We start from the raw sequence: 15,145 nt of genomic DNA on the forward strand, positions 1-15,145 counted from the left end.
GCGCGCGTCAATGGCCTTGAAATGCCGGTTTGCGCTTTTGCATGAATGCGGCGACGCCTTCGGCGTGATCGGTCGTTCGACCGGCGATCAACTGGTCACGACGCTCCCTTGCGAGGCTGTCGCCCAGTGTCGAGGACAGCCCGTCGATGATGGCTTGGCGCATCAGGCCATAGGCGACCGTCGGCCCGGCGGCGAGGCGATCAGCGAATGTCCGCGCCGTCGCCATCAGTGCGGCATCATCGACCACTTGCCAGATCATGCCCCATTCGTACGCCTGCTCGGCCGACACCCTTTCCCCCAGCATCATCATTGCGGTCGCTCTGGCCTTGCCGGCAAGACGCGGCAACATCCAGGTGGCGCCGACATCGGGAACGAGTCCGATATTGGCGAAGGGTTGCAGGAAATAGGCGGAACGCGCCGCGATGACGATATCGCCCGCCAGCGCATAACCGCACCCGCCACCCGCCGCAGCGCCGTTGACCGCCGTGATCAGGGGGACAGGCAGCCGGCGTAGGCGCTCTAGCAGCGGGTTGAAGCCCGTTTCCAGGCCCGCACCCATGTCGGGCGGGCCATCGCCGTCGCCACCCCCGGCAGACAGGTCCGCCCCAGAGCAGAAAGCACGACCGGCGCCGGTCAGCACCGCTACACGGGCGGTTCCGCTGTCACGCACGCAATCCATCGCGTGGGTCAGTTCCGCAAGAGTCTGCATCGTCAGGGCATTTAGCTTTTCGGGACGATTGATGGTGACGGTGACGATGCCGCCGGCCTCCTCGACCGATATCTGTTCATATGTCGCCGTCATTTGTCGTGCTCCATTTCGATCATGTCACTGGCCTGAATTCCGGGGCGTTAGTCGAAACCGGGACCGCGCTGGTCCGTACGACCGTCAACAGGCGCGCGACCACCAGGCGATGCCGTCCGCATCCGTGTGTCGTTGCGCGATGCCGCGATGCCGCAGGCAATGCAGATGTGCCAGGCTCTCGCCCGTCGCCATGCTTTGCAGTTCCGGTGTGATCGGCCTGCGAAAGAGCACGGAAAATATATCCACGGCACGCTTGGGCTGCGCCAACGCTTCGGCGAGTCGTACCAGCGATCGTTCATGCCCTGACAGCAACTGATCAATGCGTTGGTGCAGTCCCAGGAATGGATCGCCATGGGCCGGGAGGACCAGCGTGTCTTCCGGCACGCGATCGCGGACAGTGGCAAGCGTGGTCAGCCAATCGGTCAGCGGGTCCGCCTCCGGCTCCAAAGGTTGCACCGATATGTTGGACGATATGGTCGGCAAAACCTGATCGCCTGCGATCAGAAGCTTGAGTGTCGGACAGTATAGGCAGGCATGCTCGGGCGAATGGCCGACGCCCACGACGACCTGCCATTCCTGCCCGGCGATCATGATCCGGTCGCCATCCATCATACATTGGTAGGCGTTGGGGATAGGATACACCATCTTGCCAAAATCACCGAAACGGGTCCGGTAGCGATCGAGCGCCGGTTCGGACCATCCGGCCGCACGATAGAAGGATAAGCCCTCGACAGGCGCTTCGCGGCCGATATCGTTCACCAGCACACGCAGCGTAAGATATTCCAGCCGCGTCATCCATAGACGTGCGCCGGTCCGGTTCGCCAACCAGCCGGCCATGCCGCTATGATCGGGATGAAGATGGGTGACGAGGATACGCTGGATTGGCTTTTCACCCAGGGTATGGGCAAAGGCGCGGTGCCATGCCTCCACCGTCTGGGGCGTGCGCAGGCCGGTGTCGACCAGGCTCCACCCATCGTCGTCTTCAAGGGCCCAGACATTGATGTAGCCAAGCTCCAACCCCAGCGGCATGCGCAGCCAGTAGACGCGAGGGGCGATTTCAACCGCGGTCCCTTCGCCGATCGGCGGCGTGATCTTCAGCGGGTAGACCAGCGACGCCGGGTCATTTTGCGCTAAGCCCTGCGACAGGGCTTCGTCTGGGACAGGCGCCAATGTCTAATTCCCGGCTGTTTCTGTGGGGTTTGATCGGTAGGTCGGAAAGTCGCTATATCCTTCTGCGCCACCACCATACCAGGTCGAACGGCTCCCCTCAGCCAGCGGATAGCCATGGCGAAAGCGTTCGACCAGATCAGGATTGGCGATGAAGGGACGGCCAAAGGCGATCATGTCGGCTGCGCCGGACCCGATCGCCGCATTGGCCATGTCCAGTGTATAGCCGTGATTGAGAATGACGGCGCCCTTGAACCGGACGACAAGCGCTGCGACGTCGATTCCGTCCGCAATGTCGCGGCTGACCAGATTGTTGCCTTCGACGAGGTCGAGCCAGGCGATGTCGAGCGCGTTCATCTGGTCGATGACATAGTTGAACGTGGCCTGCGGATCGCTGTCGCGCATGCCGCCGGCCTGGGTGTCAGGGGACAGGCGCACCGCGACCTTGTCAGGCCCGATCGCAGCGACCACTCGCCTGAGGACGGCGACAAGAAATCGCGCCCGGTTCTCCAGCGAGCCGCCATAGTCGTCCGTCCGGTCATTGATCGCGTCGCGCAGGAATGAGTCGAGCAGATAACCATGTGCGGCGTGAATCTCGACGCCATCGAAACCCGCATTCATCGCGTTGCGTGCAGCCCGTTCGAACGCCAGCACGATCGTGTCGATCTCACTTGCGCGCAAGGCGCGAGGCACCTCATAATCGACGCGACCTTGCGCGATATGTACCTGTCCTTGCGCCGCGATCGCGGCGGGCGACGCAGGAGGCAGCCCGTCGGGATGGAAGGAAGAATGCGACAGGCGCCCGGCATGCCATAGTTGCGCGTAGATTTTGCCGCCTGCCGCGTGAACCGCATCGGTTGTCAGGCGCCAGCCATCGACCTGTGCCTGGTCGTAAAGCCCTGGGGTCCAGATACCGCCATGCCCTTCCGGCAGCACTGCGGTCGCTTCGGCAATCTGGAGACCGGCGCCCGCACGCTGGCGATAATATGTCGCCTGCAGATGGTCGGGAACGCCATTGGCCGAAGCGCGCGCGCGCGTGAGCGGCGAAAATGCGACGCGGTTTGCATATCTCACCCCGCGATGCTCGAAACCGTCGAATATGCTGCCCTGTTCCGTCATGTCCTGCCTTTGCCATTGCTTGCGGGCGGTCCGCCTGCCACCTCGGCCGTGGCGCGATCATGTAGGCTCTTTTGCGCTACCCCGTTGCTGAGCGACTTGCTCAATCGATTAAATATACGCATAGATTGTAGCGACGAGTCAATAATTGAGAGAGTGGCGATGAATTTCACGCTGAGCGACGAGCAGGTCATGCTGAAGGATGCGGTCACGCGTTTTCTGAGAGAAAAATACGGATTCGATGATCGTCGCAAGCTCATCGCCCAATCCGCCAGCGCCGCCGAGATCTGGGCCGGCATCACCGCGCTCGGCATATTGGGGGCAGGGCTGCCGGAAAATCTGGGGGGGCTGGGCGGCGGTCCGGTCGAAATCATGGTCGTCATGGAGGCGCTTGGGCAAGCGCTGGTCACGGAACCCTATCTGGAAACGGCGGTTATCGGCGGCGGTCTGCTGCGTCGCACGGGCGGCGCGCGCGCTGGGGCGTTGCTGGAGGCGATGGTGGCGGGTAGTGCACGCTTTGCGCTGGCCGCCGGTGAGCCGACTTCCCGCTATGCGCTGGAGGATATTTCTACCACGGCACGGCGCGAAGCGGATGGCTGGGTGCTCAATGGCGCGAAATCTGTCGTGGACGGCGCCCCTGTCGCCAGCCACATCCTGGTCACCGCGCGGACGTCGGGGGGGCAGCGCGACCGGGCAGGCGTGTCGATCTTCGTCGTCGATAGGGAGGCCGCTGGCCTGACAAGCCACGACTATCGCCTGATCGATGGACGCGCGGCTGCTGACCTGCGCTTCGATGATGTGCGCTTGCCGGCAGACGCCCTGCTGGGCGAGGAGGGGGGCAGCCTGCCCTTGCTGGAGCAGGTGCGTGACGAAGCCATCGCCGCGCTCTGTGCGGAGGCGGTCGGTGGCATGCGGCGGATGTTGCAGGATACGACCGATTACACCAAACAGCGTCGCCAGTTCGGCCAGACACTTTCGTCGTTTCAGGTGCTTCAGCATCGCATGGTCGACATGTACATGGCGGTCGAGCGTGCGATTTCGGCGACCTATCTCGTCACGCTCAAGCTGGATGCCGATCCGGTCACGCGCGCGTGTGCCGCGTCCGCCGCCAAGGCGACGATCGCTGAAACGGCACGCTATGTGGGACAGAGCGCCGTGCAGCTACATGGCGGCATGGGCATGACGGACGAGCTAGCCGTTGGCCATTATTTCAAGCGGGCGACGGTGATCGAATCGCAGTTCGGATCACATGATTTCCATGTCGCCCGCTATGCCGCGCTCACCCAACCGAAAGTGGCCTGATCGGGTGTGTAAGGCGCTGCGGCGCAGTTGAGGCCCCACGTCCGTGCGAAGGGTCGGTCCACCCGCAATGATCAGGGGAAAAGCGTGACGAAGCTGTTGATCTACGGCGCTACTGGCTACACTGGCCAGATGATAGCGCGTCTTGCGGCGCAGCGCGGACTGAATTTTCGTATCGGTGGCCGCAGCCGTGACAAGGTGGACGCGCTCGCCAGCGCGCTCGATGTCGAAGGGGTTGTCCTGGACGTGAACGACAAGGCGGCGCTCGACGCGGTCGTGCAGGACGCCGATTGCGTTATTAACGGGGCGGGGCCGTTCGCGGCGACCGCTTCGCAGGTCATCGGCGCGTGCATCGCCAACCGCGCCCACTATATCGACATCACCGGGGAGGTGGACGTCTTTTCGCTGGCCGAGACGTTGGACGTCGCAGCACAGGAGGCGGGCGTCATGATCATGCCGGGCGCCGGGTGGGATGTCGTGCCCAGCGACTGCATCGCTCGCTATGTCGCACAAAAGATCAGCGATCCTGTCAGCCTTCGGATCGGACTGGCGCATATAAACGGCATCCCCTCGCGCGGAACCCTGCGCACCGGCCTCGCCGCACTTGGACGACAGGTGGTGCGCCGCGATGACAAGCTCGTCGTGCCCGACGAACCGGACGCGGTCGTCGAGATGAACTTTGGCTATGCTGTTCAGAAATGCCGGCGCTCGCCACTCGGCGATGTTGTCACTGCACGCAAATCCACCGGCATTCCCAATATAGAGGTTTTCATGGCGGGCGGCGCCGCCCTGAAAATGCCGGACGGCGGGGTGGAGGCATTTCCTGAGGGGCCTTCGGACGAGCAGCTTGCCAGATGGCGCGCCTTTGCCGCTGCCGAGGTCATCGGGCGCGATGGGTCGCGCGCCAGCGCCGTGGTCGAAACCGGATCGGGATATGGTTTCACGGCCAAGGCGGCGGTCGACATTGCGGCCCGTATCCTGGATGGGCGCCTGACGCCGGGCTTTCAATCGCCCGCCTCGGCCTATGGCGCGCGGCTGGTCAGCGATCTGGGCGGGGTAATCACCGATTTCGAGCCGGCGTGTTGAACGAGAAGGCCTTGGCTACTGCACCAGCGTCCGAGGCATTGGCCGCCCGTCGAGCAACAATAAGGCATGAGCATTGGATGAGCAGGGCGACGCCATGACACAGGAGACGACAGGAGAGGCGTTTGGCACAGGACCGCTCGATCGGGACGGGCTGGCGGCGATCACATCAAAATTCGCGCCTGGTGGCGGTAAGATCACCGACCTGCGCCGCCTGTCCGGCGGAGCGAGCCAGGAGACATGGTCGTTCGCCGTTCAGGGCGACAGGACGCCTGACCGCCTGATCCTGCGGCGTGCGCCTGGTGGCACGTTTCAGCATTCGGGCACCGCTGGTTTGGAGATCGAAGCGGCGGTAATCGAAGCGGTGGCGAAGCAGAATGTGCCGGTGCCGTGCGTCCGCTACGTCCTGTCGCCAGAGGACGGTCTGGGGCGCGGGTTTATGACCAGTCATGTCGATGGGGAGACGATCGCCCGCAAGATATTACGGGACGATCGCTACGCGGCCGCGCGGGCAGCCTTACCGGGTCAATTCGGCGCGGCGCTCGCCAACATTCACGCAGTGGACCTGACGGACCTCCCGCAGCTCCGGTTGCAGGGCCCCGCGCGCTCGTTGCAGGTCATGCGGGACGACGTCTCCCTGCTGCCCACGCCGCGCCCGGTTTTCGAGGTCGCGCTGCGGTGGCTGGCGGACCGGCTACCCGAAGAACAGACGCTCCGGCTGATCCATGGCGACTTTCGACTGGGCAACGTCATCGTCGGCGAGGACGGCATTCGCGCTGTGCTGGACTGGGAACTCGTCCATGCCGGCGATCCGATGGAGGATTTGGCCTGGCTATGCGCCATGCCTTGGCGGTTCGGGATGATCGACAAGCCAGTTGGCGGAGTGGGTCGGCTGGACCAGTTGATCGAAAGCTATGAGATGGCCGGTGGCGTGGCCGACCGTGCGCGCCTGCGCTGGTGGGACGTGATGAGCGCGCTGCGTTGGGGTGTCAATTGCGCGGGCATGTTGCCGCTGTTCCGGGACGGCACCGACACGTCGGTCGAGCGCGCGATGATCGCGCGTCGCGCCTCTGAAAATGAGATCGACATTTTGCGGCTTATCTATCTGGGCGATTGATCATGCAGGACGAACCGAATCCCCTCGAAATCCTGCGTGCGGTAGCAACGCTGCTTCGCGAGGAGCTGATGCCGCAACTGGTTGGCGCGAGCGCATTCAACGCCCGCGTCGCAGCAAACGCGCTGGATCTGGTGCAGCGCGAACTGGCGCTGCCCGCGACGGCCGCGCAGGAAGAAAATGGGGCGCTCAGCAGTCTGCTCGGCATGGATGGCGACACGCAAGGTCTGACGACCGAACTGGCCCGGCGGATCGCGGACCGTTCGATCGACCCCGCCGATCCGGCCGTCGAGCGCCTGCTGTGGTCGATCACCGAAGCCAAGTTGAACGTGGACCAGCCTGCTTATGGCGGGCTCAAGCGGGTACTGGCCCTGCGCGCGGCACAGCATCACAGATAGGAGAGAGACATGGATTTCAACCTACCGCCTGAGCTGGTCGACTATCTTGCGCAGCTGGATCGCTTCATTGAGGCCGAGATCAAGCCACTGGAGGAGGCCGACGATAATATCCGCTTTTTCGATCACCGCCGCGAATATGCGCGCACCGATTTCGAGAATGACGGCCTGCCGCGTCATGAGTGGGAGGAATTGCAGGTCGAGGCCAAGCGTCGCGCGGACAAGGCGGGGTTCTTCCGCTTTGCCCAGCCCAGGGAATTCGGCGGACAGGACGGCTCGAACCTGTGGATGGCAGTCATTCGCGAACATCTGGCGGCCAAGGGGCTGGGCCTGCACAACGACCTTCAGGCGGAACATTCGATCGTCGGTAATCAGCCGCTGGCCGTGATGTTTCGCGATTTCGGCACGCAGCAGCAGAAGGATGCCTTCATCCCCGGCCTACTGGCGCAGGAATTGTTCGTCTGCTTCGGCCTGACCGAGCCGAACCATGGGTCGGATGCGACGCATATGGAAACGCGGGCGGTGCGCGAGACGCGCGAGGGTGTTCCGGGGTGGCGGATCGACGGCGAAAAGATGTGGATCACGGGGATGCACATCGCCACGCACTGCGCCGTGTTCGCCCGCACCAGCGGCAAGGACGGCGATGCCAAGGGGATCAGTTGCATCCTCGTGCCCACGGAGACGCCCGGCCTGACGATCGACGAATATCTGTGGACATTCAACATGCCCACCGATCACCCCCGGCTGACCTTTGACAATGTCTGGGTGCCGGAAGACGCGCTGTTCGGACCGGAGGATAACGGACTTCCGCTGGCGCAGGCGTTCGTACATGAAAACCGCATCCGTCAGGCGGCGTCCTCACTGGGCGCGGCGACCTATTGCGTGGAGGAAAGCATCCGCTACGCCCGTGCGCGCAGGCCGTTCGGCCGGGCGCTTGCGGAAAATCAGGCGATCCAGTTTCCGCTCGTCGAACTGGCGACCCAGTGCGAGATGTTGCGGCAGCTTATTCGCAAGACCGCGTGGGAGATGGATCAGATGCCGCACCCGGAGGTTGAAAAGCGCCTCTCGGATAAGGTGTCGATGTGCAACTATTGGGCGAATCGTCTGTGCTGCGAGGCGGCGGATCGCGCGATGCAGGTCCATGGCGGCATCGGCTATTCGCGGCACAAACCGTTCGAGCATATCTATCGCCACCATCGCCGTTACCGGATTACCGAAGGCGCCGAGGAAATTCAGATGCGCAAGGTGGGCGCCTATCTTTTCGGCTATCTGGGGCCTCGCCGTGAAGAATTGTCGAACATAACCCCCGCCGACGTTGATTATCGCAAAAGCCAAATCAGGCCGGCATCACTGTCCTGACCTGATCGGGATGATCATCGATGGCGAGCGCCTCTGCCCCGCATGAAAGGCCGAAGGTCGCTCGCCCCAATGCTGATCGTCGCTTCGAAGACGATGCCATTTCGCGCCGTGCGGCCGCTGTCCCTGGCGAATACTGACCCGCGGCTCGCGCCAGCGTCTATCAGGACTTAGCTCACTGGGGGCGAGATTAGGCCACAATGGGCGGCAGGCGCGTTACCTTCCAGTTATCGAACAGCTCACCATCGATCCGCGCAGGTCGAACAGCGCCATTGCGGCAAACACGGGCAGCACGCAGCGGTCGGTGACGAGCCGGCTGCGCAATAGGAGCGATCCGCGTCATGTCTCGCCGCAGGGCCGCTACATCCGCCTCAGCGCGGAAGCTGGCCGTCGTCCACCCGTATCACCGTACCCGTCACGGCATCCGACGTCGATGAGACGAGATAGAGCAGGGTGCTGTCCAACTGAGCAGGATCGCCCAAGCGCTTGCGGGGGAATTGCTCGATGAACGTGTCGCCGATACGCGAACGCATCCCATCCAGCATCTCGGTGTCGAACGAGCCGGGTGCGATGCAGTTGACGTTGATGTGGGCCGAAGCCCATTCGACCGCGAGCACTTCAGTCATACGAACGACTGCCGATTTGGTGATCGAGTAGAGCGAGGAGCCTTTGATGGCATAGTTGAACGCTGCCATGGACGCGATGTTGACGATGCGTCCCGGCTGCTTGGCAAGGATCAGCCGCGCTGCCACCTCCCGCGCGAGTACGAACGGGCCGCGCAGATTGACGTTGAGCACCTGGTCGATCAGTTCGAGCGGCATCTTGGTCGCAAGCTGGGCATCGGGCATGCCGGCATTGTTGATGAGGATCGTGATCAGGCCGAGCTCTCGTTCAGCCTCGGCCACGGCGCCGGACAGTGATTGCGCGTCCGCGACATCAAGCGAGAGCGCAAAGGCCGTGCCCCCCGCCTCGCGGATTTCGCTGACCACCGACTGGAGCCGGTCCTGACGCCGTCCCGCAACGGCGACCTGCGCTCCCGCCAGGGCCAGCACCTTGGCGAATCGATAGCCAAGGCCGGAGGTTGCGCCCGTTACCAGAGCGGTCTGCCCGCTCAAATCCATGCCCGCAGTGGGAAGAGGAAAACGCATATCACACTCCATATCTTCGGCAATTTCGGCGTAGCAGCGCACCTCGTCGCCAATCGAATCGCGCGATAGCCATTTATGCGCTGGCATCATCGCTCTGTGCGTGTATTTAAGTGATTGATCAAGAAATCTGTAGCGGGAGATGCAGCGAGATGAATTTCGACCATAGCGATAAGGTCAGGGGCCTGATCGACAAGCTTGAAGCCTTCATGGCCGAGCATGTCTATCCTATCGAACATGAATTCCACGCCTGGAACAACGATCCGGCCAATCTCTGGAAGCGTTGGCCCGGTATCGAGCCTATCAAGGCAAAAGCGCGCGCCGCTGGGCTTTGGAATCTCTTCCTGCCACATGAATATGGTGAATTCAGTCCCGGCCTGACCAATCTTGAATATGCGCCGCTGGCCGAAATCATGGGTCGCTCCCCCCATGCGTCGGAATTTTTCAATTGTTCCGCGCCGGATACGGGCAATATGGAGGTGCTGGCGAAGTTCGGTAGCCCCGAACAGCAGAAGCGGTGGCTTAAGCCGTTGCTGGCCGGGGAAATCCGTTCGGTCTATCTGATGACCGAGCCGGCCGTGGCATCGTCGGACGCCACGAATGTCAGTACCTCCATTGTCCGCGATGGCGACGACTATGTCATCAATGGCGTCAAATGGTGGATTTCGGGCATCATGGACCCGAACGCTGAACTGCTGATCGTCATGGGCAAGAGCAATCCCGATGGTCCGCGCCACCAGCAGCATTCCACGATCATCGTTCCCCGCAATACGCCGGGCGTCCGCGTGGTCCGCACGATGCGGGTGTTCAGCAACGCGAACTCGCCGGGCGGCGAAGCCGAGGTAGCGCTGGAAAATGTCCGCGTCCCTGCATCGAATCTGATTCTGGGTGAGGGCCGCGGCTTCGAAATCGCGCAGGGCCGCCTAGGGCCGGGCCGTATCCATCACTGCATGCGCTCGATTGGTCAGGCGCAGCGGTCGCTTGAAGCCATGGCGAAGCGTGCCGACAGCCGCGTGGCATTCGGTAAGAAGCTTTCCGAGCAGGGAAGCATCCGTCAGGACGTCGCCCGGTCCTTCTGCGAAATTGAGATGGCACGGCTGCTGACGCTCAAGGCTGCCGATGCCATGGACAAATATGGCAACAAGGTCGCCGCCGACCTGATCGCGGCGATCAAGGTCGTCGCGCCGCAAATGGCCCAGACGGTCGCTGATCGCGCCATCCAGGTCCATGGCGGGATGGGTGTATGCGAAGATACGTCGGTGGCGGAAGCGTTCACGCTCAACCGGTATCTGCGGATCGCCGATGGCCCGGACGAAGTACATATGAACCAGCTTGGTCGCCTGAAGATCAAGCAATATACGCAGGCATGACGAACGAAGCCTCTCCGGGCCAAGTAACCGTCGAACGGGTTGACGCAATCGCCATCGTGCGGTTTGCCAACCCGCCCCACGGCACCATGGCTGCCAAGGGCGCTGCCCAACTCCGCGATGCTCTCGCACGGGCGATCGCGGATGAAGCGGTGCATGCGATCATCGTGACCGGCGGACAGGATGGCGTGTTCATCCGGCACGCCGATGTCAGCCAGATCGCCAAAGCGGGTGAATATCTGGCCACGGGGCAGATCGATCCTGCGGCGTTCGCGCAAAGCCCTTTCAACGATGTCGCCGCCATGCTCGAAGCCGCGCGCAAGCCTGTGATCGCCGCGATCAACGGGGTGTGCATGGGTGGAGGCCTGGAACTGGCGCTCGCGTGCACTATAAGGATCGCGGCGCAGGATGTGAAAGCGATCGGTCTGCCCGAAATCCGCATCGATATTTTTCCGGGCGCTGGCGGTATCGCTCGCCTTGCGGCGATCATCGGTATGCAAAAGGCCAGGCTGATGTCGCTGCGCGGCACCGTCCTGGATGCGCATGAGGCATTTCAGGCCGGCATCGTCGACGAGGTGGCGCCTGATGCACTGTATGGCGCGATGAAAGTCGCGCGCGAACTGGCGGGACGCGCGCCCGCCGCCATCCGCGCGATCATGGCGCTTGCTGCCGATCGCACTCCGCTGGAGGGATCGTCCCTCGCCCTTGCCCGACTGCTGCGGGACGAGCCGGCCGTGCGTGAACGGCTGCGCCGGTTTCTCGCAGATGGCGAATGGCTCGACCAAATTTCCTGAAAGAGCATCATGCAACTGGATCCTTCTGCTGAATTGAAAGCCTTTCGTGAGGACGTGCGCGCGTTTTTCGAACGCGACTATCCGCAGGATCTGATCGAAAAGCTGCGGGCTGGCATGATCCTCGACCGCGCGGATCAGGTTCGCAATCAGCAGGCGCTTCAGTCGCGCGGCTGGCTTGCCATTTCCTGGCCCAAGGAACATGGCGGGCCGGGGTGGGACTCCGCGCATCGCCATGTCTTTGAGGAGGAGGCTGATCGCGCGGGCGTGCCTGCGATCGTGCCGATGGCCGTCATCTATGTCGGTCCGGTCATCTACACGTTCGGGACAGAGGAACAGAAGCGCCGCTGGCTCCCGGCGATTCTGGATTCAACGCACTTCTGGGGGCAGGGCTATTCCGAGCCAGAGGCGGGATCGGACCTTGCCAGCCTGCGCATGACAGCCGAGCGGGATGGCGACCATTATGTCCTGAACGGCAGCAAGATCTGGACCTCCTACGGTCATTGGGCAGACTGGATCTTTTGCCTTGCCCGCACGAGCCGGGAAGCGCGCAAGCAGGACGGCATCAGTTTCCTGTGCGCGGAAATGTCGTCACCAGGCATCAGCGTGCATCCGATCGTTTCGCTTGATGGCGTGCATCACCTCAACCGCATCGATTTCGACAATGTGCGTGTGCCGGTTTCGCAACGCATCGGGGAAGAGGGCAAGGGCTGGCATTATGCGACCTTCCTGTTGCAGGGCGAACGTCTTTCCTATGCGCATGTCGCGCGCAAGCGCGAGGATGTGAAGCTGCTGCGCGCGCTGGCGGCGCGGCTGCCCGGTGACGACGGCCGTACGCTGATCAGTACGCCACTCACCGCCGCCAGGATCGCCAAGTGTGAGATCGACGTCGAAACGCTCGGCATCTCGGTGTCGCGCGCGCTTGCTGCCGGGGACGCTGTCTCGTCTGCGGAAGTATCTGCGCTCAAGATCGCCGCGACCCAAACGGCGCAACATATTACCGAACTGTTCGTCGAACTGGCCGGCCGAGGGGGTGCGGCGTTCGCTGACAGGCATCGTTACGACTGGCATGGCACCATGCCGATGGTCGAGTCCTTCGCCCCGCCAGCAATGGCGGCCTATCTGTTTGAACGGGCGCAGACCATTTATGGCGGCGCGACGGAAGTTCAGAAAAACATCATCTGGCGCGCGATCGCGAACCGATAAAGATATGTCATTTCATGATTTTGACCATTGCAACGGGGGCAGTTCTCACATGACGGATCGGGCGCAACAAATTGCCGAGCGCGTAGAGCGGTTCGTTCGCGATACCGTGGTGCCGTATGAATCCGACCCGCGTTGCGGCTCGCACGGGCCCAGCGACGAACTGGTCATGGAGATGCGCGAGAAAGCGCGCGCTGCGGATGTTCTCACTCCTCATATCCTGGACGACGGCAGCCACCTGACGCAAGTCGAGACAGCGCTCGTCCTGCGTAAGTCCGGCCTGTCCCCGCTCGGGCCACTGGCGGTCAACACGATGGCGCCGGACGAGGGCAATATGTACCTCCTGGGCAAGGTCGGATCGCCCGAGCAAAAGGCGCATTACCTCAAGCCGCTGCTCGAAGGCCGCGCGCGATCCGCCTTCTTCATGACTGAGCCGGCAAGCGAGGGCGGCGCCGGATCGGACCCCTCGATGATGCGCACGACCTGCCGCAAGGACGGCAATCATTGGGTGATCAATGGGCGCAAAGCCTTCATCACCGGCGCGGACGGCGCGAAGGTGGGTATCGTCATGGCGAAGTCGGACGAGGGTGCCTGCATGTTCCTCGTCGACCTGCCCGATCCGGCGATACGCATCGAGCGGGTTCTCGACACGATCGATTCATCGATGCCCGGCGGCCATTCGATCATCGCGATCGAAAATCTGCGGGTGCCCGCCGATCAGATGCTGGGCCATGCGGGCGAAGGCTTCAAATATGCGCAGATCCGCCTGTCGCCCGCGCGTCTCTCGCATTGCATGCGCTGGCTGGGCAGCTGTACGCGCGCGCATGAGATCGCTTTGGATTACGCCAATCGTCGCCAAGCTTTCGGCAAGTCGCTGATCGATCATGAGGGGGTGGGCTTCATGCTGGCCGAAAATCTGATCGACCTCAAACAATGCGAATTGATGATCGATTGGTGCGCTGGCGTGCTCGACGGCGGCAGTCTCGGGACAACAGAGAGTTCCATGGCGAAGGTTGCCGTTTCGGAAGCGCTGATGCGCATCGCCGACCGCTGCGTCCAGGTCATGGGCGGCACGGGCGTCAGTCGCGACACGATCGTCGAGCAGACGTTTCGCGAAGTCCGCGCTTTCCGCATCTATGACGGCCCGACTGAAGTGCACAAATGGTCGTTGGCAAAGAAGATCAAGCGTGACTGGAAAGCGAGCCATGGCCACTGATGCTGCTGCCAATTCGGGCGCCGGCGAAGTTCGCACCGCCATCGATGCAGGCGCCTTGGCCGAGTGGATGGGCACCCATGTCGCCGGCTTTAACGGGCCGCTTGGAATCGAGCAGTTCAACGGCGGACAGTCCAACCCCACCTATCGGCTGACTACTCCTGCGGCACGCTATGTGCTGCGGCGAAAGCCGCCCGGCGCGGTGCTAAAGGGGGCGCATGACGTCCTGCGCGAGGCGCGCGTCCTGCGCGCTCTGTCCGCGACCCCCGTTCCGGTTGCGCCGGTTCTCGCACACTGCGACGATGACAGCGTCATCGGATCGCCCTTCTACATTATGGCGCTGGTGGAAGGGCGGATCTTCTGGGACGCATCCTTCTCGCAGGTGCCCAGGCGTGAACGCGCGGCCTATTTTGATGCCATGAATGCGGCCATGGCTGCCTTGCACCGCGTCGATTTCGCGGCATGCGGCCTGGCGGACTACGGGAAGCCGGGCAATTATTTCGAGCGGCAGATCGGTCGCTGGTCCCGGCAATATCTGGAGGACGAACTGGCTGGTCGCGATCACAATATGGACGCGCTGGTCCGATGGTTGCCCACAGCGATACCGCAAGGCGATGAGACGGCGATCGTTCACGGCGACTTTCGGTGCGACAACCTGATCTTCCATCCAGAGCGCCCGGAGATTCTGGCCATCCTCGACTGGGAATTGTCGACACTGGGTCACCCGCTCGCAGACTTCGCCTATCATGCGATGATGTACCGCATGCCGGCCGATATCGTCGCCGGCCTGGGCGGCGCCGATCCGGCCGCGCTCGGTCTGCCTACGGAGGAAGCCTATGTCGCGGATTATTGCCGCCGCACGGGCCGATCGGGCATCGACGACTGGAATTTCTACATGGCGTTCAATTTCTTCCGGCTGGCTGCGATCTTCCACGGCATCAAGGGCCGAGTGCTGCGCGGGAACGCTGTATCGGAAAATGCACATGAGCGGGCAGCGGCATTTCCGCGCCTCGCCCTGTTTGCGCGCGAGGCCATGGACGCCTGCTGGCCAAGATCGGCGCGGGCGCGTGATCAAATCTGACGATGAAGGAGTA

General features: G+C 62.7%; 14 protein-coding genes. 10 read left to right on the forward strand and 4 right to left on the reverse strand.

The window, feature by feature from the left end:
• Positions 1-7 precede the first annotated feature (7 nt).
• From Q4610_RS15315 to Q4610_RS15325, 3 genes are all read right to left on the reverse strand, one after another.
• A complete protein-coding gene (locus Q4610_RS15315) occupies positions 8-802 on the reverse strand; it encodes an enoyl-CoA hydratase-related protein (protein ID WP_304536836.1) in 795 nt (264 codons plus the stop codon).
• An 84-nt stretch (positions 803-886) separates the two neighbouring features.
• The gene (locus Q4610_RS15320; RefSeq protein ID WP_304536837.1) at positions 887-1,972 is read right to left on the reverse strand and encodes an MBL fold metallo-hydrolase; all 1,086 of its coding nucleotides are present in this window, start codon (positions 1,970-1,972) and stop codon (positions 887-889) included.
• A gap of 3 nt (positions 1,973-1,975) precedes the next feature.
• Positions 1,976-3,088, reverse strand: coding sequence for an alkene reductase (locus Q4610_RS15325; RefSeq protein WP_304536838.1), 1,113 nt, complete (start codon positions 3,086-3,088; stop codon positions 1,976-1,978).
• Between the two features lie 159 nt (positions 3,089-3,247).
• Between Q4610_RS15325 and Q4610_RS15330 the strand changes: the two genes are divergently transcribed.
• The 5 genes from Q4610_RS15330 (at position 3,248) to Q4610_RS15350 (ending at position 8,335) form a co-directional block, all read left to right on the forward strand.
• On the forward strand, positions 3,248-4,387 hold the full coding sequence (locus tag Q4610_RS15330) for an acyl-CoA dehydrogenase family protein (protein WP_304536839.1): 1,140 nt from the start codon (positions 3,248-3,250) through the stop codon (positions 4,385-4,387).
• 84 nt (positions 4,388-4,471) lie between these two features.
• Entirely contained in the window at positions 4,472-5,470 is a 999-nt protein-coding gene (locus tag Q4610_RS15335) for a saccharopine dehydrogenase family protein (protein WP_304536840.1), read from the forward strand.
• 94 nt (positions 5,471-5,564) lie between these two features.
• Positions 5,565-6,584 carry a phosphotransferase family protein gene (locus Q4610_RS15340; protein WP_304536841.1) on the forward strand — a complete coding sequence of 340 codons (1,020 nt, stop codon included), beginning with the start codon at positions 5,565-5,567 and terminating at the stop codon, positions 6,582-6,584.
• A 2-nt stretch (positions 6,585-6,586) separates the two neighbouring features.
• Positions 6,587-6,979: a DUF6285 domain-containing protein gene (locus tag Q4610_RS15345; protein WP_304536842.1), complete on the forward strand. Its 393-nt coding sequence runs from the start codon at positions 6,587-6,589 to the stop codon at positions 6,977-6,979.
• A gap of 9 nt (positions 6,980-6,988) precedes the next feature.
• The gene (locus Q4610_RS15350; RefSeq protein ID WP_304536843.1) at positions 6,989-8,335 is read left to right on the forward strand and encodes an acyl-CoA dehydrogenase family protein; all 1,347 of its coding nucleotides are present in this window, start codon (positions 6,989-6,991) and stop codon (positions 8,333-8,335) included.
• A 368-nt stretch (positions 8,336-8,703) separates the two neighbouring features.
• On the opposite strand, the gene Q4610_RS15355 is transcribed toward Q4610_RS15350, so the two are convergent.
• Positions 8,704-9,570: an SDR family NAD(P)-dependent oxidoreductase gene (locus tag Q4610_RS15355; protein WP_304536844.1), complete on the reverse strand. Its 867-nt coding sequence runs from the start codon at positions 9,568-9,570 to the stop codon at positions 8,704-8,706.
• Between the two features lie 59 nt (positions 9,571-9,629).
• On the opposite strand from Q4610_RS15355, the gene Q4610_RS15360 reads away from it, so the two are divergent.
• Genes Q4610_RS15360 through Q4610_RS15380 form a run of 5 tightly spaced genes read left to right on the forward strand, consistent with a single transcriptional unit; the run spans position 9,630 to position 15,132 of the window.
• Positions 9,630-10,847, forward strand: a complete 1,218-nt coding sequence (locus Q4610_RS15360; protein WP_304536845.1) for an acyl-CoA dehydrogenase family protein — start codon at positions 9,630-9,632, stop codon at positions 10,845-10,847.
• Complete coding sequence (locus tag Q4610_RS15365; protein ID WP_304536846.1) at positions 10,844-11,638, forward strand: enoyl-CoA hydratase/isomerase family protein; 795 nt, start codon at positions 10,844-10,846, stop codon at positions 11,636-11,638. The genes Q4610_RS15360 and Q4610_RS15365 overlap by 4 nt, the downstream gene beginning before the upstream one ends.
• A gap of 9 nt (positions 11,639-11,647) precedes the next feature.
• Entirely contained in the window at positions 11,648-12,841 is a 1,194-nt protein-coding gene (locus tag Q4610_RS15370) for an acyl-CoA dehydrogenase family protein (RefSeq protein WP_304536847.1), read from the forward strand.
• A 49-nt stretch (positions 12,842-12,890) separates the two neighbouring features.
• A complete protein-coding gene (locus Q4610_RS15375) occupies positions 12,891-14,054 on the forward strand; it encodes an acyl-CoA dehydrogenase family protein (protein WP_304536848.1) in 1,164 nt (387 codons plus the stop codon).
• Positions 14,044-15,132, forward strand: a complete 1,089-nt coding sequence (locus Q4610_RS15380) for a phosphotransferase family protein (RefSeq protein WP_304536849.1) — start codon at positions 14,044-14,046, stop codon at positions 15,130-15,132. The genes Q4610_RS15375 and Q4610_RS15380 overlap by 11 nt, the downstream gene beginning before the upstream one ends.
• The last annotated feature ends 13 nt before the right edge of the window (positions 15,133-15,145 follow it).

Source organism: Sphingobium cyanobacteriorum (assembly GCF_030580935.1).
GTDB lineage: Bacteria > Pseudomonadota > Alphaproteobacteria > Sphingomonadales > Sphingomonadaceae > Sphingobium > Sphingobium cyanobacteriorum.